Source organism: Stenotrophomonas chelatiphaga, from assembly GCF_032054965.1.
In the GTDB taxonomy this organism is placed as follows: Bacteria; Pseudomonadota; Gammaproteobacteria; order Xanthomonadales; family Xanthomonadaceae; genus Stenotrophomonas; species Stenotrophomonas chelatiphaga.
Genome location: NZ_DAMBRS010000004.1, coordinates 177898 through 199362, shown reverse-complemented (window position 1 = coordinate 199362; position 21465 = coordinate 177898). Strand labels below are relative to the sequence as shown.

The following is a 21465-nucleotide window of genomic DNA, read 5'->3' as shown; positions in this document are numbered from 1 at the left end:
GCGATGCCGGAAGGTTTTCGCCGGGCATGGCCCGGCGCTACCGATCCGCCGCGCCGCTCCTGCATAATCAGGGGATGAGCGTCCTGCGGTTCGACAACGTAAGCAAACAGTATGCCGGTGGACACGAGGCGCTGACCGATGTCAGCTTCGACGTGGCGCCTGGTGAGATGGTGTTCGTCACCGGCCATTCCGGCGCGGGCAAGAGCACCCTGCTGAAACTGATCCACCTTGACGAGCGGCCCAGCCGCGGCGCGGTGGTGTTCAACGAGCGCAACCTGCTGAAGGTGCGCGGTGGCGACGTGCCACGGCATCGGCGCGAGGTGGGTGCGGTCTACCAGGACCACCGCCTGCTGATGGACCGCAGCATCGCCGAGAACGTGGCGCTGCCGCTGATCCTGCGCGGCACCCGGCGTGCCGACATCGGCAAGCGCGTGCGTTCGGTGCTTGAGCGCATGGGCCTGGGGCACCGCGAAAAGGCCCTGCCGTCGCAGCTGTCTGCCGGCGAGCAGCAGCGCGTAGGGATCGCCCGTGCGATCGTCGGTGAACCGCGCCTGCTGGTGGCCGACGAACCGACCGGCAACCTCGACCCGACCCTGGCCGCTGAAATCATGGCGCTGTTCGCCGAGCTGCCCGCGCGCGGCACCAGCGTGCTGGTGGTCAGCCATGACCTGGCCCTGCTGCGGCGCATGCGCAAGCGCGTGCTGATCCTGGACCATGGTCGGCTGGTGGACGACATCTCGCCGCAGGATCTTGCCGAATGAGCACCGAATCCGCTCCTGCGCCCGAGCGCAACGCCAACACCACGGCGACCGCACCGTCCGGGCTGGGCATCTGGTGGCAGCACCACATGCACAGCGTGGTGTTCAGCCTGGGTCGCGCGTTCCGCAAGCCGTGGGCGACGCTGCTGACGGTGATGGTCATGGCGCTTGCACTGGCACTGCCGCTGGGCCTGTCGATCGCGCTGGACAACCTCAAGCACTTCACCGGCAGCGTGCAGCAGTCGCGTGACATCAACCTGTTCCTGAAGGCCGAGCTGGATGCGGCCAGCGCGGCCTCTTTGGCCACCGAGCTGCGGGCGCGCGACGACGTTGCCGCGGTGGCCCTGCGCACACCGGAACAGGGCCTGGAAGAACTCCGCGAAAACGCCGGCCTCGGCGAGGCGATCGATGCCCTGCAGTCCAATCCGCTGCCCAGCCTGCTGGTGGTGACACCGGCCCAGAAGGCTGACGATGCGCGCCTGGCGCGCGCACTGGGCACCCTGCCGCAGGCCGACCTGGTGCAGCACGATGCGCTGTGGCGCACCCGCCTGGACGGCTGGCTGGCGTTCGGCGCGCGGCTGGTGCAGGTGCTGTCGGTGCTGCTCGGCCTCGGCGCGGTGCTGGTGGTCGGCAACACGGTGCGGCTGGACATCCAGGCGCGCCGCGAAGAGATCGGCGTGCTGCAGCTGCTGGGCGCCAGCGATGGCTTCATCCGGCGCCCGTTCCTGTACCTGGGCGCGTGGTACGGCCTGGGGGCGGGACTGGTCGCGCTGGGGCTGCTCGCCGGCGCCGGCGCCGCACTCGCCGGGCCGCTGGCACAGCTGTCGCAAAGCTACGCCAGTCCGTTCGCGCTGAAGGGACTGGACCTGCTGCATTCGTCGGTCGTGCTGCTGGCCATCGTGCTGGTGGGCTGGCTGGGTGCATGGCTGGTCACCGGACACTTCCTGCGCCAGACGCGCCCCACCGAGACCTGAGTCCTCCGCATGCAGCCGCAAGCACTGAAGCACCTGCACGACGATGCCACCCGGGTCATGGTCGTCGACGGCTCGCGGCTGGTCCGCAAGCTGATCGCCGACGTACTGCAGCGCGACCTGCCCGGCGTCCAGGTGGTTGGCTGCGCCAGCATCGAAGAGGCACGCCAGGCCTTGGCGGATGGGCCGGTCAACCTGGTCACCACCTCGCTGTCGCTGCCCGATGGTGACGGGCTGGCATTGGCCAAGACCGTGCGCGAATCGGCGGGGCAGGCCTATGTGCCGGTGATCGTGGTGTCCGGCGATGCGCAGTCGCATCTTGAACAGCGCCGCTTCACCGACTACGTCACCGATTACTTCGACAAGTCGCTGGGCCACGAAGCACTGGCCGCCTTCATCCGCGGCTACGTGCAGCCGGCGATCATTCCCGGCGCCACGCTGCTGTACGTGGAAGACAGCCGGGTGGTCGCCGAAGCCACCAAGCGAATGCTCGAGCGCCAGCAGCTCAACGTGCTGCACGTGATGACCGCCGAAGAGGCCGTGACCCTGCTGACCGCCGAGTCGCTGGGCCGCAACCAGCACCGGATCGACCTGGTGCTCACCGACGTGACCCTGAAGGGCGAGCTCAGCGGACGCGACCTGGTGGAGCGGGTGCGGGTGGATTTCGGCTATGGCAAGCGTCGCCTGCCCGTGCTGGTGATGACCGGCGACGGCAATCCGCTCAACCAGACGGCGCTGCTGCAGGCCGGTGCCAACGACCTGGTGCTCAAGCCGATCGAAGAGCGCCTGCTGGTGACCAAGGTGCTGTTCCAGCTGCGGCTGTCCCGATTGAATCCAAGATCCGTGGTGTGATGAACGAAGCAGTACCCCCTTCCATCCAGCTCGAACCGAGCTGGAAAGCACAGGTCGGCGATTGGCTGCTGCAGCCGCAGATGCGCGAGCTCGGCAACTTCCTGCGCCAGCGCAAGGCCAGCGGCGTGAACGTGTTCCCGCCCGGCCCGCAGATCTTCGCGGCCTTCGACGCCACCCCGTTCGATGCCACCAAGGTGGTGATCCTGGGCCAGGATCCCTATCACGGGCGTGGGCAGGCGCATGGCCTGAGTTTCTCGGTGCAGCCCGGCGTGCCGGTGCCGCCGTCGCTGTTGAACATCTACAAGGAAATCGAGCGCGACCTCGGCATTCCGCGGCCGGCCCATGGCTGCCTGCTGCCCTGGGCGCGGCAGGGCGTGTTGCTGCTCAATGCCGTGCTGACGGTGGAAGAGGGCAACGCCGGGGCGCACCAGAAGCGCGGCTGGGAAGGCTTCACCGACCACGTGGTGGAAGCGCTCAACCGCGAACGCGAGGGCCTGGTGTTCCTGCTGTGGGGCAGCTATGCGCAGCAAAAGGGCAAGGTCATCGACACCCAGCGCCATCGGGTATTGAAGGCACCGCATCCCTCACCGCTGTCCGCCCACCGCGGCTTCCTCGGCTGCGGCCATTTCTCCGCGACCAACGAGTACCTGCAGCGCCGCGGACAGACACCGATCGACTGGTCACTGCCACCGGCAGGATGACGGTGGGTGACGACCGCCCCGGTGACGGCCGCACCCGGTAGTGACGGCCGCTGGCCGTCACGCCTTTCCCGCTGCGCCCGCCGGGCCTGGCCCGGCGCTACCGTCACCCACCCCGAATCAATCCTCCAGCATTTCGATGATCGCCCGCGCCACCTGGCGTTTGCGCGGCGTCATTCGACGCAGCAGGCAGAGAATCTCGGTTTCATGCGGATGGCGACCCACATCGGGTTTTGTTTCGGGCAATGGCAGATCGATTCCGTCTTCCGGGCGACCAGGTCCACGTCCTGTGGCCAGCCATTCAAAATAAACCTGGGTCACAATCGCGATTTGTGCCAAATGCGTCACACTCGGCGAGGTTCCGCCCTCGCGTTCCCATTGGGCCACTGCGCTGCGGCGAACGCCGGTTTCCTGCGCCAATTGTGATTGAGATAGTCCGGCGGTCAATCGCGAGCGTCGGATTCTGTCGCACATGTCCTTCATTGGGCACCCCTCTCCATGTCTTGGCAAGCACTGCTTACCGGGAAGTGATTCTTTTTCCGGCTGTACAGAAACGCTGTCCTGCGTATCCGTAGCAACCGTGCCGGCCTTCCCCTGGACTACAGGCCAGCAATACTGCCCTCCATATTCACGCCGTCCTGTTTGACGGCTTTCCCGCGCCCCGTATTAATCACCTCGAACCGGGCTTAAACGTAAACCCGGGATTCAACCGGCCAGTATCGAGTTTGTTCAGGTGACGGATTCATTCCGCCGCCGGGGCGTGGTGCTGCCGCTGGAAACTGCACGGAGCACGGGAATGGTTGATGTGAATGGCGTGAAGATATCGTCATTATGGCGGCAGATAACCGTGATCGCCGTCATGTTGATTGCGCTTGCCTGTGCGGGCAGGGCACATGCGCAGGGCACATCAGCGTGTACCGCGGGTGCCTGCGTCAGTGCCGGGCCGCGATTGGCTTCGGTCGATTCCACCCAGAGCCCGGTCCTCAACCTGCTGTTCGGTGCACTGCTGCCGGGCACCACGATCAATCTCACCGCGGTCGACTGGAACAGCCTGGCCGGCGCCAACCTCAACCTCAATGCCCTGATCACCCAGCTCAACGGCGGGGTGGAGGTCAGCGATCCGAGCCAGGTGCTCAACACCGCGATCAGCCTGGGCACGCTGCGCGCGGCGATGGTGGCGGTACTGCAGGCCGACAACCAGACCGTGGCGGCCAACATCCTCAACGCACTGCCACTGGGCGTGGCCGGCGCCACCGGCAGCATCCGCCTCGGTGATCTGCTGCAGATCGCCCTGCCAACCGGCTCGCTCACCACGGTGCGGCTCAACGTGCTGGACCTGCTGACCGGCAGCGTGCAGCTGTACAACTTCAGCAACGTGTTGACCACGCCGACGCCGATCACGGTCAACACCGCAGCGCTCGGCCTGACCGGCGTGGCCAATGTCCGTCTGTGGCTGCAGGTGGTGGAGCGTCCGGTGTACACCTGCGGACCGCTCGGCAGCGCGTTCCACAGTTCGGCGATCCGGGTGAAGCTGGATCTGGACCTCGCGCAGGGACTCAACGTCGCCGCGCTGACCGGCCTGCTCAACAATCTCAACGTGCTCGGCCTGGTGAAGGTGTCCAACGCCAACATCAGCGCCAGCGTGCTGCACCTGCAGGTGTATGCGGACATCGCCCGCGCCGAAGGCACGATCTCGGCGGTCAACCTGGTCGGCAACGCGGTCACCCTGCAGGCGCGGCCCGGGCTGGTGAACCTTTACGTCGGCCAGATCAGCGACGCGACCTTCTTCAACCGCTCGCTGGTACTCACCGAGAGTGCGCTGACACCCGCCACGCTGACCTCGCTCAACGTCACCGTGCGGGTCACCACGCTGCTGAACATTCCCGTCGCCGATGTCTCGGTGCCGTTGGCCGTCAGCATCCGCGGCTTCGCCACGGCAACGCCGGGGCTGCAGTCGGCCAGTTTCACCGGGCCGTATCCACAGACACGCACCTTGTCGGCCGGCACCGTCAGTGCCGCCACGATGGTGTCCACGCTGGTCAACTCGCTCAACATCCAGGTCACCAGCGGCAATCCCACGGTGACCCTGCTCGGTGCGCTGCCGTTGCCGCTGCCGGTGGCCGACCTGGTGAACACGCTGGTGAGCACGCTGCTGCAGCCGATCCGCACGGCGGTCAACACGCTGGTCACCCCTGTGCTGACCGCGCTGCTGGGCGGGGTGGTCGACAACCTGCTCGGGCTGCTCGGCATCCGCATCGGCCAGGCGGTGTTCACCGTTGAAGGCGTGACCCAGGCCTGCGCGGCCACCCTGCAGCTGGTCAAGGAACTGCAGCCGAGCAGCGATACCGGCCGCTTCAACCTGGCCATCAACTACAACGGCAGCGTGGTCGGTTCGGCGGCGAATGTCGGCAACAACGGTGCCACCGCTGCGGTGGTGACGGTGGCCGGCGGCACCTACGCAATGGCGGAAACCGCCGCTGCCGGCACGGTGCTGGAGCGCTACGCCAGTACCTGGCAATGCGCGAACCAGGACGGCACGGTCGTCAGTTCCGGCACCGGCAACAGCTTCACCCTGCAGGCGCCGGCGGTCACCGCCACGCCGGTGGCGCTGGTCTGCCGCATCGTCAACCGCACCCGCCAGGCCGATCTTTCGATCACCAAGACCGACGGCAGCGGCAGCTACACGCCCGGTGGTGCCGCCACGTACACGCTGGTGGTCAGCAATGGCGGTCCAGACGCGGTCACCGCCGCGGTGGTCAACGACACCTTGCCCAATGGCGCCACGCTGAGCGCGGCCTGGACCTGCAGTGCCAGTGCAGGCAGCGCCTGCGCGGTGGCCAGCGGCGGAGCGGTGGGCGGCAACAGCATCAGCGTGGGCGTGGACCTGCTCAACGGCGGCAGCGCCACGATCAGCGTCCCGGTGGTGTTCAGCAGCAATCCCGCCGCGTACTAGCGGCGGGCAGCAGCAATGGAACGGGCGCGCAGCGGACCGCGCGCCACCCGCAACAAGGACGGATCGGCACGACGCGTACCCAACGCAGTGGCGGCCGCAGCAGGCGAAGAAGAGGGCATGGCCATGGTTGACCAGCACGGCACACGACGCACGGCACGCCACGCCCACACAGGGTGGGGTGCCTGCCTGCTGGCGCTGCTGATGCCGGCCACGCTGCTGGCGCAGACCTATCCCAGCCCGCTGAGCAATACCGCCAACGTGGCCCCTCCGGCCGACATCGGCGACATCGCGCCGGGCAACAACAGCGCCACCGACAGCAACGTGCTGGCCCTGCAGGCCCAGCTGAGCGTGTCCAAGAGCATCCTGGGGCCGACCACGGTCGCCGCCGGCGGGCAGGTGCAGTACCAGATCCAGGTCGGCAACCAGGGGCCTTCAAGCGCGCTGGGTGTCACCGTCAGCGACGCCGTGCCTGCGCTGCTGGCCAATGTCAGCTGGACCTGTACGCCGGCCTCGTCGTTGTCTTCGTGCGCGGTGGCCAATGGCACCGGCAACAGCATCAATGCACTGGTCAACGTTGGCGTGGGCGACAGCGTGTCGGTGGTGGTCACCGCCACCGCGCCGGCCGCTACGCCGGCCACCATCCCGGCCAACACCGCCGCGCTGATCCTGCCGCCCGGCACCACCGATCCCACCCCGGGCGACAACAGCGCCAGTACCCCCGCGATCACCGTGCAGCCCGCCGCGCTGCTGGCGGTGGCCGACAGTTTCGCCGCCGCGCTGCCGGCCACCGGCGGTACCACCCCCAGCGTGCTGACCAATGACACGCTGGCCGGCGTGGCCGTGGTGGCGGCCGACCTCATCGTGACCCTGCAGAACGCGCCTACCGGTTTCAGCATCGATGCCAACGGCGTGATCAGCGTGCCCAGCGGCGCACCCGCTGGCCGCAACGCACTCACGTACCAGATCTGCGAACGGATTTCGCCGAGCAACTGTTCCACCGCCACGGCCACGTTCGCGGTGGCACCGTCGGCGGTGAACGACAGCTACAGCGTGGCCGCCAGCACGCCGAGCTACGCGCAGACGGTGGCGACCAACGACAACGCAACGGCCACCTCGGTGTTCTCGCTGCTGGGCGCGCCGCCGGCAGGGCTGACGTTCAATGCCGATGGCAGCTTCGTGCTGGCGCCCGCTGGCGGCATCACCGCACCGGTATCGTTCCAGTACCAGGTGTGCCTGCCTGCACCGGATGCGACCGCCTGCGCCACGGCCACTGCCAGCATCCTGGTCAATGCCAACCCGCTGGTCGCCGTCGACGATGTCGTCGCCGCGCCGTTCGCGCCCGGTACCGGTGGCAGCACGCCGTCGGTGATCGGCAACGACTCCCTGGGCGGGCAGCCGATCAGCGTGCCGGCCACGGTGCAGCTGAGCCTGGTCGGTGCGCCGGCCGGTTACAGCATCGCCCCGAACGGGGTGATCACGGTTGCGCCCACCGCTGCGGCGGGCGCGGTCGATCTCACCTACCAGGTCTGCGAAACGGCAGTACCGGCGAACTGTGCCACCGCCAACGTGTCGCTGGTGGTCAGTCCGGATGCGGCCAACGACAGCGTCACCACGCCCGGGGCCGGGCAAGCGGTGGGCGGCAGCGTCGCCGGCAACGACAACGCCCCCAGCGGCGCGCTGTTCAGCGTGCCGACCCAGCCAACGCGGGGCACGGTGGTGATGGATGCCTCCGGTGCGTTCACCTACACGCCCACCGGGGGCAACACCGGCGCGGACACCTTCGCCTACCAGGTCTGCCTGCCTGCACCGAACGCGACGGTCTGCGATACCGCGACGGTGAGCGTGCAGGTCGCGGCCAATACGATCGATGCACTGGACGACATCGTCAGCACGGCGCTGCCATCCAGCGGCGGCACCACGCCCAGCGTGCTGGCCAATGACCTGCTCAATGGCGTGCTGGTGACGCCGGCCCAGGTGGTGGTGTCGCTGCAGGGCGCACCGGGCGCCTACAGCATCGCCACCAACGGCCAGATCACCGTCGCCGCGGGCGCGGCGGCCGGCGCGCAGACCCTCGACTACCAGCTGTGCGAAGCGGCGGTGCCGACCAACTGTGACCTGGCCAGCGTGCAGCTGGTGATCGCGCCGGACGCGGTGGGCGACACCTTTACCGCCACCGCCGGCGTGCCGCTGCCGGGCGTGCTGACCACCGGCGACAACGCACCGGCCGGCAGCACCTACAGCCTGCTGGTCGGCCCGGCCAACGGCACCGCCACGGTCGATGCCGATGGCGGCTTCAGCTATACCGCACTGGCTGCCTACACGGGGCAGGACAGTTTCCAGTACCAGCTGTGCCTGCCGGCGCCGAATGCGGCGGTATGCGATACCGCCACGGCGACTTTCAACGTGGCTGCAGCCGTGGTGGCGGCCAATGACGATGATTTCAGTGCCGCCCCGTTCGGCGCGGCCGGCGGCCTGACCGCTGCGGTCACCGCCAACGACACGGTCAACGGCGTGCCCGTGGTACCAGCGCAGGTGACCCTGGCGCTGACGGGCGCGGCGCCGGTGGGCTTCACCCTGCAGCCGACCGGCGAACTCAGCGTGCCGGCCGGTGCGCAGGCGGGCATCGTCACCCTGACCTACCAACTGTGCGAAGCGGGCACCAGCAACTGCGATGCCGCCACCATCACCGTGGTGATCACCCCGGACGCGGTGGATGACGTGCTGTCGACCAATGCCGGCCGTGCGGTCAGCGGTAACGTTGCGATCAACGACAACGCCCCGGCGGGCTCGACCTTCAGCGTGCAGGGCACCGCACCGGTCGGCCTGGTGTTCAGCGCCGACGGTGCGTTCACCTATACGCCTCCGGCGTTGTTCACCGGCGCGGCCACCTTCGATTACCAGGTCTGCCTGCCGGCGCCGGAAACCGCCGTGTGCGCCACCGCGACGGTGACGATCAACGTCAACGCCGGCACGCTGCAGGCCAACGACGATGACTTCCGTTCGCTGGTCCTGGACGCCAATGCAGGCGGCACCACCAACAGCGTGCTGGCCAATGACACCCACAACGGCGCCATTCCGCCGGATCCGTCCGAGGTCGTGCTGAGCCTGGTGGGCGCACCGAGCGGCTACGTGGTCAATCCCAACGGCACGATCTCCGTGCCCGGTGGCGCGGCGGCGGGGCAGGTGGAATTCAATTATCAGATGTGCGAAGTCGCGCTGCCCGGCAACTGCAGTTCGGCGGCGGTGCTGCTGCTGCTGAGCCCGGTCGCCAACAACGACAACTTCAGCACCCAGGTCGGCGTGCCGCTGGCCAACAGCGTGGCCGGCAATGACAACGTGCCGGCGGGCAGTGCCTTCGAGGTCAGCGGCACGGCACCTGCCGGGCTGGTGTTCAACCCCGATGGCAGCTTCGTCTACACCCCGCCGGTGGGCACCCAGGGGGCGGTCACGTTTGCCTACGAGGTGTGCCTGCCTGCGCCGAATACCCTGGTGTGCACCACCGCCACGGTGACGTTGAACGTCAACGCCGGCACGCTGGTGGCCAACGACGATGATTTCCGTGCGACGCCGGTGGATCCGACGCTGGGCGGCAGCACCGCCAGCGTGCTGGGCAACGACAGCCTGGACGGCAGCACGCCGCCGGCATCGACGGCGGTGCAGCTGAGCCTGCTCAATGCGCCGGCCGGCTATACCCTGGCCGCCGATGGCACGCTGTCGGTGGCTGCGGGCGCCATGGCGGGTGCGGTGACGCTGACCTACCAGCTGTGCGAGGCCGCACTGCCGAGCAACTGCGACAGCGCGCAGATTTACCTGCTGGTGGCGCCGCAGGCGCAGGCCGATGTGTTCTCCACGCCGGCCGGACAGCTGCTGGCTGGCAACGTGGGCACCAATGACAACGCGCCGATCGGTGCCGTTTACACGGTCAACGGCACCGCGCCGGACGGTCTGTCGTTCAGCCCGGACGGCAGCTTCCTGTTCTCGCCCACCGACGGCTTCACCGGGCCGGTGAGCTTCAGCTACCAGGTGTGCCTGCCGGCGCCGGACACCGGCCTGTGCAGCACCGCCGCGGCAACGATCAACGTCAACGCCGGCAACCTCATCGCGCTGGCCGACGACTTCAGCGGCGCGCCGCTGGCGCCCGGTGGCGTCACCACGGTCAGCGTGCTGGCCAATGACACCTTGAACGGCGTGTCGCCGCCTGCGGCAGCCAGCGTCAGCGTGAGCCTGGTTGGTGCACCCAGCGGCTATGCACTCACCGCCGATGGCCTGCTGCAGGTGCCGGCGTCGGCCACCGCCGGGGTCAACGTGTTGACTTACCAGCTGTGCGAAAGCGCCGCCAGCGGCAACTGCGCCAGTGCGCAGGTCACCGTGGTGGTGACCCCGCAGGCACAGGACGATGCGCTGTCCACGCCGGCTGGGCAGGTGCTCAACGGCAGCGTCGGCGACAACGACAACGCGCCGATGGGCTCGCAGTTCAGCGTGACCGGCACCACGCCGGACGGGCTGCTGTTCAACGGCAACGGCACCTTCAGCTACACCCCGCCGGCCGGCGTGCCGAGCCCGGTCGGTTTCAGCTACCAGGTGTGCCTGCCGGCCCCGTATGCAGCGCTGTGCTCCACCGCCAACGTCAGCGTCAACATCAATGCCGGCACCTTGCTGGCAGTGGACGATGACTTCACTGCCACGCCGATCAACCCGGTCAGCGGTGGCAGCACGACCTCGGTGTTGGCCAACGACGCACTGAGCGGCGTGAGCCCGCCCGATCCGGCCAGCGTGCTGCTGTCGCTGCCCGCTGCGCCGGCAGGTTTCAGCATCACAAGCGACGGCGTGATCAGCATCGCCGCCGGCACCCAGGCCGGCGCGGTCAGCCTGACCTACCAGCTGTGTGAAGCGGCGCTGCCGTCCAACTGCGATACCGCCAGCGTCGCGCTGCTGGTGTCGCCGCAGGCCGTGGCCGATGCGGTATCCACCCAGGTCGGCCAGCCGGTTTCCGGCAACGTCGGCAGCAACGACAACATCGCGCCCAGCTCGACCTTCGTGCTGACCAGTGCCGGCCCCGCCGGGCTGGAGTTCAATGCCGATGGCAGCTTCACCTACACCCCGCCGCTGGGCGTGGTCAGCCCGGTGACGTTCGATTACCAGGTCTGTCTGCCGGCGCCGAATGGCGGTATCTGTTCCATTGCCACCGTCACCCTCAACGTCAACAACGGTGCGCTGGTTGCAGCGGACGATGACTTCAGCGGCACGGCATTGCCGCCGGGTGGCGTGACCACCAGCGTGCTCGTGAACGACAGCCTCGATACCGTCAGCCCGCCGGCACCGGCGGACGTGGTGCTGTCCCTGGTCGGCGCGCCGGCCGGCTACGCCATTGCCGGCGATGGCACGATCAGCCTGCCCACCGGCACCGCGACCGGCCGCGTGCAGCTGACCTACCAGCTGTGCGAAGCCGCCGCACCGACCAACTGCGATACCGCCACGGTGTCCTTGCTGCTGACCCCGCAGCCGGCAGACGACATCGCCTCCACGCCTGCGGGACAGGCTGTCAGTGGCGCGGTGGGCATCAATGACAACGTACCGGCCGGCTCTGCCTACACGCTGGTGGGCGCTGCACCGGGCGGGCTGGTGTTCAACCCCGATGGCAGCTTCACCTACACCCCGCCCGCGGGCGTCATCAGTCCGGTGACCTTCGACTACCAGGTCTGCCTGCCGGCGCCGGATGCAACGGTATGCGGCACCGCCTCGGTGACCATCAACGTCAACAACGGTGCGCTGTCGGCGCTGGGCGATGACTTCAGTGCCACACCGTTGCTGCCCGGCGGCACCACCGCCGGCAGCGTGCTGGCCAACGACACCTTGAACAACACCACCCCGCCGGCCGCCGCCAGCGTGGTGCTGAGCCTGGTGGGTGCGCCGGCGGGCTATGTGATCAACGCCGATGGCACGCTCACCACGCCGACCGGCGCGGTGGCAGGTGCGGTGAACCTGACCTACCAGGTCTGCGAAGCCGCCGCACCGACCAACTGCGACACCGCGCCGGTGTCGCTGGTGCTGACTCCCGTACCGGGCGCCGATGCCTTTACCGTGCTGGCCGGGCAGAGCGTGCTGGGCAACGTCGGCGGCAATGACAACGTGCCGGCCGGCGCGGTCTTCAGCGTGATCGGCACGGCGCCGGCCGGGCTGACGTTCAATGCCGATGGCAGCTTCAGCTACACCCCGCCGGTGGCCGCGCCCAGTCCGGTCAGTTTCGACTACCAGGTCTGCCTGCCCGCGCCGAACGCCGGCGTATGCGGCATCGCCACGGTGACGCTGACCGTCAACAACGGCGCCCTGCTGGCCGCCGACGATGACTTCAGCGGCGCGCCGCTGCCGGGCGGTGCCACCACCGCGGGCAGCGTGCTGGCCAACGATGCGTTGAATGGCGTCAGCCCGCCGGCCGCGGCCGACGTGACCCTGCGCCTGGTCGGCGCGCCGGCCGGCTATGGCATCAATGCCGACGGCACGATTTCCACCCCGCTGGTCACCCCGTCGGGCGCGGTCACGCTGGTCTATGAGCTGTGCGAAGCGGCCGCGCCGGGCAACTGCGCCACCGCCAACGTCGCGCTGGTGCTGGTTCCGCAGCCGGTTGCCGATGTGGTGTCCACGCTGGCAGGCCAGCTGGTCGGCGGCAATGTCGGCAGCAACGACAACCTGCCCGCAGGCGCATTGTTCAGCGTCGTCGGCACCGCGCCGACCGGGCTGGTGTTCAACGCCGATGGCAGCTTCACCTTCACTCCGCCGGCCGGCGTCGTCAGCCCGGTCAGCTTCAGCTACCAGGTGTGCCTGCCGGCGCCGAACAGCACGGTGTGCGGCACCGCGGCGGTGACGATCAACGTCAACAACGGTGCGCTGGAAGCGGTGGCCGATGATTTCAGCGGCACGGCGCTGCTGCCTGGTGGCAGCACGCCCAGCGTGCTGGTCAACGACGTGTTGAACGGCGCCACGCCGCCGGCTGCGGCTGCCGTGCAGCTGTCGCTGGTCGGTGCGCCCGCTGGTTACGCGATCAACGCCGACGGCACGATCAGCATCCCCAGCGGCACGCTGTCGGGCGCGCTGACCCTGACCTACCAGCTGTGCGAAGTAGCCGCGCCCGGCAACTGCGACAGCGCCGATGTGTCGCTGCTGCTGACGCCGGTGCCGCAGGATGACGTGGTGTCGACGTCGGCGGGCCAGGCGGTCGCCGGCAGTGTCGGCGGCAACGACAACGTGCCGGTCGGGGCGGTGTTCTCGCTGCTCGGCACGCCGCCGGCCGGGCTGCTGTTCAACGCCGATGGCAGCTTCAGCTACAACCCGCCGGTGGGCGTGGCCAGCCCGGTGCAGTTCGATTACCAGGTCTGCCTGCCTGCTCCGGACGCGGCGGTGTGCGGCACCGCGTCGGTCACCGTCAATGTCAACAATGGCGCGCTGACGGCGCTCGCCGACGATTTCACCGCGACGCCGCTGCTGGCCGGTGCGAGCACGCCGAGCGTGCTGCTCAACGACACCCTCAATACCGTCACCCCGCCGGCTGCGGGCACGGTGAACCTGAGCCTGGTGGGCGCCCCGGTCGGGTACCTGATCAACGCAGCCGGCGTCATCAGCACGCCGATCGGCGCGCAGTCCGGTGCGGTCACGTTGACCTACCAGCTGTGCGAAGCCGCAGCGCCGACCAACTGCGATACCGCCACGGTGTCGCTGGTGCTGCAGCCGCAGCCGGTTGCCGATACGGTTTCCGTCGCGGTTGGCCAGGCGGTCAACGGCAACGTCGGCAGCAATGACAACGTGCCGGCAGGCGCAGTGTTCAGTGTGGTCGGCAGCACCCCGGCCGGCCTGCTGTTCAATCCCGATGGCAGCTTCAGCTACAGCCCGCCGGTGGGCGTGGTCGGTCCGGTGAGCGTCGATTACCAGGTCTGCCTGCCGGCGCCGAACGCGGCGGTGTGCGGCAACGCCTCGGTCACCTTCAACGTCAATACCGGCACCCTGGCCGCGGCCGACGATGACTTCAGCGGCACCCCGCTGGTGCCCGGTGGCAGCACGCCCAGCGTGCTGGCCAACGATGCCCTGAACGGCACGACGCCGCCGCTGGCCAGCGATGTGCTGCTGAGCCTGGTCGGTGCGCCGGCCGGTTATGCGATCAACGCAGATGGCACGATCTCCACGCTGGGCAGCACGCCGTCCGGTGCAGTCACCCTGACCTACCAGCTCTGCGAAGCGGCGGCGCCGACCAACTGCGATACGGCATCGGTCGCACTGCTGGTGACGCCGGTGCCGGTGGCGGACGTGGTCTCCACGCTGGCGGGCCAGCCGCTCAGCGGCAATGTCGGCGGCAATGACAACGTGCCGTCGGGCGCGCTGTTCAGCGTGGTCGGCACGCCGCCGGCCGGCCTGCTCTTCAACGCCGATGGCAGCTTCAGCTACACCCCGCCGGCCGGCGTGGCCAGCCCGGTCACCTTCAGCTACCAGGTCTGCCTGCCTGCGCCGAACGGCACCACCTGCGGCATCGCCACCGTCACCATCAACGTCAACAACGGCGCACTGAGCGCGGTGGACGATGACTTCAGCAGCATCGCGGTGGTGCCCGGTGGCACCACGCCGAGCGTGCTGGCCAACGACACCCTCAACGGTACGACGCCGCCAGCGGCCGCGGCGGTGGCCCTCAGCCTGGTCGGCGCGCCGGCCGGCTACGCGATCAATCCCGATGGCACCCTCAGCGTGCCCACCGGCACCCTGTCCGGCGTGGTCACGCTGACGTACCAGATCTGCGAGGTCGCCGCGCCGAGCAACTGCGACAGTGCCGCGATCACGCTGCTGGTGAGCCCGGCACCGGCCAACGATGTGGTCTCCACCCCCGCCGGCCAGCCGGTCGTGGGCGAGGTTGGCAGCAACGACAACGTGCCGGCGGGCGCGCTCTTCTCGGTGCTCGGTGCCCCGCCGACTGGGCTGGTATTCAACGCCGATGGCAGCTTCAGCTACACGCCCCCGCTGGGCACCAACGGGTCGGTCAGCATCGGCTACCAGGTGTGCCTGCCGGCGCCGAACGGCAGCGTCTGCGGCAACGCGATCCTGGTGATCAACGTCAACAACGGCGCCCTTGCCGCGGTGGCGGATGATTTCAGCGGCACGCCGTTGCTGCCCGGCAGCACCACCGCGTCCAGCGTGCTGGCCAACGACACCTTGAACGGTGCCACGCCGCCTGCGCCGGGTACGGTCACGCTGTCGCTGGTCGGCGCACCGGCCGGTTATGCCATCAACGCCGATGGCACGATCGTCACCGGCAGCGCCTCCGGTGCGGTGACCCTGACCTACCAGGTCTGTGAAGTGGCCGCACCGACCAACTGCGATACCGCCACGGTGTCGCTGGTGCTGCAGCCGCAGCCGCTGGCGGATTCGGTATCCGTTGCTGCGGGCCAGACCGTCACCGGCAATGTCGGCAGCAACGACAACGTGCCGACCGGGTCCTCCTTCAGCGTGCAGGGCGCGACCCCTGCGGGGCTGTCATTCAACGCCGATGGCAGCTTCAGTTACACCCCGCCGCTGGGCACCGTGGGGCCGGTCAGCTTCAGCTACCAGGTCTGCCTGCCGGCGCCGAACGGCAGCGTGTGCGGCACGGCAAGCGTGACCGTCAGCGTCGGCAGCGGTTCGCTGCTGGCCGGCAATGATGACTTCAGCGCCACGCCGCTGCTGCCCGGTGGCACTACGCCCAGCGTGCTGGCCAATGACGCGTTGAACGGAGTCAGCCCGCCGGCTTCCTCGACCATCGTGCTGAGCCTGGTCGGTGCGCCGTCCGGCTTCGTCATCAATCCCGATGGCAGTATCGCCACCCCGGCCACGGCGGCGTCCGGCCCCGTGCTGCTGACCTACCAGATCTGCGAAGCCGCCGCGCCGGGCAACTGCACTACCGCATCGGTGTCGCTGCTGCTGGCGCCGGTGGCGGTGGCCGACGTGGTGTCCACACTGGCCGGACAGCCGGTGAGCGGCAACGTCGGCAGCAATGACAACGTGCCGCCGGGTTCGCTGTTCAGCGTGGTGGGCACGCCGCCCGCTGGCCTGCTGTTCAATGCAGATGGCAGCTTCACCTATACCCCGCCGGTGGGCACCACCGGTGCGGTGGCCTTCAGTTACCAGGTCTGCCTGCCGGCACCGAACGGCACGGTATGCAGCACCGCATCGGTCACCCTCAACGTCAACAACGGCACGCTGGTGGCGACCGCTGATGACTTCAGTGGCACCGCTGTCGTGCCGGGTGGCCCCACGCCCAGCGTGCTCGCCAACGACACCTTGAATGGCGCCACGCCACCGGCGGCTGCAGCGGTGTCGCTGTCGCTGGTCGGTGCACCGGCCGGCTATGTGATCAATGCCGATGGCACGATCAGCGTGCCGGGCGGGACGCTGTCCGGACCGGTCACGCTGACGTACCAGATCTGCGAAGTGGCGGCGCCTGGCAACTGCGACAGCGCGACGGTCACGCTGGTGGTCAGCCCGGCACCGGTCAGCGACGTGGTCTCCACGCCGGCCGGGCAGCCGGTGGCCGGCAACGTCGGCAGCAATGACAACGTGCCGGTGGGCTCGCTGTTCTCGGTGCTGGGCACTGCGCCTGCCGGCCTGGTGTTCAATGCCGATGGCAGCTTCACCTACAGCCCACCGCTGGGCACCACCGGCGCGGTCACCTTCACCTACCAGGTGTGCCTGCCCGCGCCGAACGCGGCGGTGTGCGGCACCGCCTCGGTGACCATCAACGTCAACAACGGGGCGCTTGCCGCGCTGGCCGATGACTTCAGCGCCACGCCGCTGCTGCCCGGTGCCACCACTGCCGCCAGTGTGCTGGCCAACGACACCTTGAACGGTGCCAGCCCCCCGGCCGCCGGCAGCGTCACGCTGTCGCTGGTCGGTGCGCCGGCGGGCTATGCGATCAACCCCGATGGCACTGTCATCACGCCGGCCGGCACGCTGTCCGGTGCGGTGACGCTGACCTACCAGGTGTGTGAAGTGGCGGCGCCGGCCAACTGCGACACCGCGACGGTGTCGCTGCTGCTGACCCCTGTCCCGGTGGCCGACAGCCTTGCCGTGGCCGCGGGCCAGACCCTCGGTGGCACGGTCGGTGGCAATGACAACGTGCCCGCCGGTTCGACCTTCAGCGTGGTCGGCACGCCGCCTGCGGGGCTGTCGTTCAACGCCGATGGCAGCTTCAGCTACACGCCGCCGGCCGGCACCAGTGGCCCGGTCGGCTTCACCTACCAGGTGTGCCTGCCGGCGCCGAACGGCAGCGTCTGCGGCACGGCCAGCGTGACCTTCAACGTGGGCATCGGCTCGCTGGTGGCCGGCAACGATGATTTCAGCAACGCGCCCTTCGCGCCTGGCGGCAGTACGCCCAGCGTGCTGGCCAACGATGCCTTGAATGGCGTCACGCCGCCGCCGGCTGCCAGCGTGGTACTGAGCCTGGTGGGGGCACCTGCAGGCTTCGTGATCAATCCGGATGGCAGCATCGCCACCGCTGCGGGCACGCTCTCCGGTGCGGTCACCCTGACCTATCAGGTGTGCGAGGCCGCGGCACCGACCAACTGCACCACCGCCAGCGTGGCGCTGGTGCTGTCGCCGGTGGCAGTGGCCGACGTGGTGTCCACGCCGGTCGGCCAGCCGGTCAGCGGCAACGTCGGCAGCAACGACAACGTGCCGCCGGGTTCCAGCTTCAGCGTGGTCGGCAGTACGCCGGCCGGGCTGGTGCTCAATGCCGATGGCAGCTTCAGCTACACCCCGCCGGCCGGCGTCAGCGGCCCGGTGGGCTTCACCTACCAGGTCTGCCTGCCGGCACCGTACGCATCGACCTGCGCTACGGCCAGCGTGACCGTCAACGTCAACACCGGCACGCTGCTGGCGGCAGACGATGACTTCAGTGGCGCCCCGGTACTGCCCGGTGGCCCCACGCCCAGCGTGCTGGCCAATGATGCGCTCAATGGCGTATCGCCCCCGGCCGCATCCAGCGTGGTCCTGACCCTGGTCAGCGCCCCGGCCGGTTTTGCGATCAATGCCGATGGCACGCTGGTGGTGCCGTCCGGTGGCATCAGCGGTCCGGTCACGCTCACTTACCAGGTCTGCGAAGCGGCAGCGCCGGGCAACTGCGCCAGTGCCGCGATCACCCTGGTACTGACGCCGGTACCGGTGGCTGACGTGGTGTCCACGCCGGCCGGCCAGCCGGTCAGCGGCAATGTCGGCAGCAATGACAACCTGCCGCCCGGTTCCACCTTCAGCGTGGTGGGCAGCACGCCGCCCGGGCTGGTGTTCAATACCGATGGCAGCTTCACCTACACCCCGCCGGTGGGTACCAGCGGACAGGTCGGTTTCACCTACCAGGTGTGCCTGCCCGCCCCGAATGGTGCGGTGTGCGCGACCGCGGCGGTGACGCTCAACGTCAACAACGGCGCGCTGTCGGCGCTGGCCGATGACTTCAGCGCTACGCCGCTGCTGCCGGGCAGCACCACGCCCAGCGTGCTGGACAACGACACGCTGAACGGTGCGACGCCGCCGGCATCGGGCACGGTCGTGCTCAGTCTGGTCGGCGCTCCCGCCGGCTATGCGATCAACGCCAACGGTACGATCGTCATCCCGGCCGGCACGCCGTCCGGTGCGGTCACGCTGACCTATCAGGTGTGCGAGGCGGCAGCGCCGACCAACTGCGATTCGGCACAGGTATCGCTGCTGTTGACCCCTGCACCGGCTGCCGACAGCGTGTCCGCGGCCGCAGGGCAAACCACCAGTGGCAATGTCGGCAACAACGACAACGTGCCACCCGGGTCCATCTACAGCGTGGTGGGCGGCACACCGGCCGGGCTGGTGTTCAACCCCGATGGCAGCTTCAGCTACACCCCGCCGGCCGGTGCCAGCGGCACGATCAGCTTCACCTACCAGGTCTGCCTGCCGGCGCCGAATGCGGCGGTGTGCGGCACTGCCACGGTGAACATGACGGTGGCGACCAACGTGGTACTGGCGGTCAACGACGACTTCACCGCGACACCGGTGGATCCGTCGGTAGGCGGCACCATCGCCCGCTCGGTGCTGGAGAACGACACCTGGAACGGGTCCGCACCACCGCCGGTGGGCAGCGTCACCGCGACCCTGGTCGGCAGCACGCCGGGCTACACGATGAACAACCAGGGCCAGCTGATGGTGGCGCCGGGCGTGCAGCCGGGCCAGGTGCAGCTGAGCTACCAGCTGTGCGAAAACGGCGTGCCCGGCAACTGCTCCACGGCGATCATCAGCGTGCTGGTACAGGGGCCGGTAGGCGCCCTGCTGGCGGTGGATGACAGCGGCGGACCGCTGCCGGCCGGGCAGGCAGCGCCGAACCTGTTGAATGTATTCAGCAACGACACCTTCAACAGTGCGCCGCTGGATCCGGCGCAGGTCGACTTCGCGCCGGTGAACACCGCCGAACTCAGCTTCGCCGCCGATGGCGCGCTGAGCGTGGCCGGCGGCCTGTCGCCAGGCAGCTACAGCACCACCTACACGCTGTGCCTGGTGGGCCAGCCGACCGTGTGCGACACCGGCACGGTCACCGTCACCGTGGTCGCCAGCGTCGACCGGGTGGTAGCGCAGGACGATGCGATCAACATGCCGCAGAACGGCGTGGTGGAGATCGACGTGCTGGGCAACGACCGCATGGATGGCAATCCGATCGATCCGGATGGGGTGGTGCTGACCATCACCTCGCCGCCGCCGTTCGGTACGGCGGAAGTGATGGCCCGCGCACGTATCCGCTTCGCCGTGCTGGCCAACTTCGCCGGCCAGCAGAGCTTCGATTACCAGGTCTGCGAGGCAGCCGATCCCACCCTGTGCGCCAGTGCCACGGTGAGCGTCACGGTCGCGGAGAACGTGCTGGTGCTGTCCGACGATGCCATCACCACCGAAACCAGCGGTCCGTTGGTGATCGACGTGCTGGCCAACGACAGCACGCGCACGGCGGCGCTGGATCCTGCATCGCTGCAGGTGGTGGTCGCCCCGACCCGCGGCAGCGTGCAGTGCGCCAATGGCCGCTGCACCTACACGCCTTCCGGTGGCTTCTTCGGCACCGACAGCTTCCGCTACCGGATCTGCGACGTGTCGATCCCCACCCCGGTGTGCGCCGAAGCCAACGTGTCGGTGACGGTGGCCGGGGAGCAGGCCACGCTGCGGCTGACCAAGACCGCCGCCAAGCGCAGTGCGCAGATCGGTGACCTGGTGCGCTACACGGTCACCATCGACAACGTGGGCGAGGTGGACGCCAACGGCGCCACCCTGCTGGATACGCTGCCGCCGGGCTTCAGCTTCGTCAGCGGCGGGTTCTCGGTGAGCGATGCCGACAATGCCGCGCGCACCAGCGGCGTGCAGCCGCTGCGCATCGACGGCATCGACATCGCCGTCGGTGAGAGTGCCACGGTGGTGTACTACCTGCGGGTCGGTGCCGGCACCGGCACCGGCGTGCACACCAACCGCATCACCGCCATCGACGGGCAGAACCGCAGCATCGGCAACATCGCCTCGGCCGACGTCGACATCAGCGCCGATCCGCTGCTGGACGAGAGCCTGGTGGTCGGCACGGTGTTCGATGACCGCAACGGCAACGGCGTGCAGGAACCGGGCGAACGCGGTATCCCGGGCGTGCGCGTGGCGGCCGTGGAAGGCCTGCTGATGGAGACCGATGCCTTCGGGCGCTACCACCTGGTCGGCATCCAGGGCGGCGGTGCACGCGGCCGCAACTTCATCCTGAAAGTGGATCCGTCCACGCTGCCGTCCGGGGCCCGCTTCACCACGCCCAATCCGCTGGTACGGCGGATCACGCCGGGGCTGCCGGTGCGCTTCGACTTCGGCGTGGTGATGCCGGCGGGCGAGATCGTCGCCCCGGCGGACGCCCCGCGCGGGGCCGCCATCGAACTCGGCGAAGGCCTGTTCGAGCGCGACTCGGCAGGCCTGGCCGAGGGCACCGCGGCGGTGCTGGATAAAGCGGCCCAGGCGCTGACCGCACGCAACGGCGGCCGGCTGCTGTTGGCGACGGACGAGGCCCGGCAGGCGCTCGCGTTGCAGCGTGCAGCCAGCCTGCGCGCGGCCCTGGCCGGCCGGCTGCGCCCCGACGTGGCGGCCGCCACGCGCATCGACGTGGTGCGCAACGGCGACGAGCAGGTGCTGCACAGCCTGCGTATCGATGATCCACCCGCTGTACCGCCTGTCACCGGCGGGGAGGGGCGCTGAGC

General features: G+C 69.0%; 7 protein-coding genes. 6 read left to right on the top strand and 1 reads right to left on the bottom strand.

Annotation, left to right across the window (positions count from 1 at the left end):
- Positions 1-74 precede the first annotated feature (74 nt).
- Genes ftsE through ung form a run of 4 tightly spaced genes read left to right on the top strand, consistent with a single transcriptional unit; the run spans position 75 to position 3282 of the window.
- Positions 75-761: a cell division ATP-binding protein FtsE gene (ftsE, locus tag RTX79_RS08330; RefSeq protein ID WP_057507407.1), complete on the top strand. Its 687-nt coding sequence runs from the start codon at positions 75-77 to the stop codon at positions 759-761.
- Positions 758-1732 carry a permease-like cell division protein FtsX gene (gene ftsX, locus RTX79_RS08325; protein ID WP_123698842.1) on the top strand — a complete coding sequence of 325 codons (975 nt, stop codon included), beginning with the start codon at positions 758-760 and terminating at the stop codon, positions 1730-1732. The genes ftsE and ftsX overlap by 4 nt, the downstream gene beginning before the upstream one ends.
- A gap of 9 nt (positions 1733-1741) precedes the next feature.
- The gene (locus RTX79_RS08320; RefSeq protein WP_057507409.1) at positions 1742-2581 is read left to right on the top strand and encodes a response regulator; all 840 of its coding nucleotides are present in this window, start codon (positions 1742-1744) and stop codon (positions 2579-2581) included.
- A complete protein-coding gene (ung, locus tag RTX79_RS08315) occupies positions 2581-3282 on the top strand; it encodes a uracil-DNA glycosylase (protein WP_428695976.1) in 702 nt (233 codons plus the stop codon). The genes RTX79_RS08320 and ung overlap by 1 nt, the downstream gene beginning before the upstream one ends.
- Positions 3283-3399: 117 nt before the next feature.
- On the opposite strand, the gene RTX79_RS08310 is transcribed toward ung, so the two are convergent.
- On the bottom strand, positions 3400-3762 hold the full coding sequence (locus RTX79_RS08310; protein WP_083491918.1) for a helix-turn-helix domain-containing protein: 363 nt from the start codon (positions 3760-3762) through the stop codon (positions 3400-3402).
- 376 nt (positions 3763-4138) lie between these two features.
- On the opposite strand from RTX79_RS08310, the gene RTX79_RS08305 reads away from it, so the two are divergent.
- Positions 4139-6232, top strand: a complete 2094-nt coding sequence (locus RTX79_RS08305) for a hypothetical protein (protein ID WP_312683143.1) — start codon at positions 4139-4141, stop codon at positions 6230-6232.
- Positions 6233-6349: 117 nt separating this feature from the next.
- Complete coding sequence (locus RTX79_RS08300; protein WP_312683142.1) at positions 6350-21463, top strand: Ig-like domain-containing protein; 15114 nt, start codon at positions 6350-6352, stop codon at positions 21461-21463.
- Positions 21464-21465 lie beyond the last annotated feature (2 nt).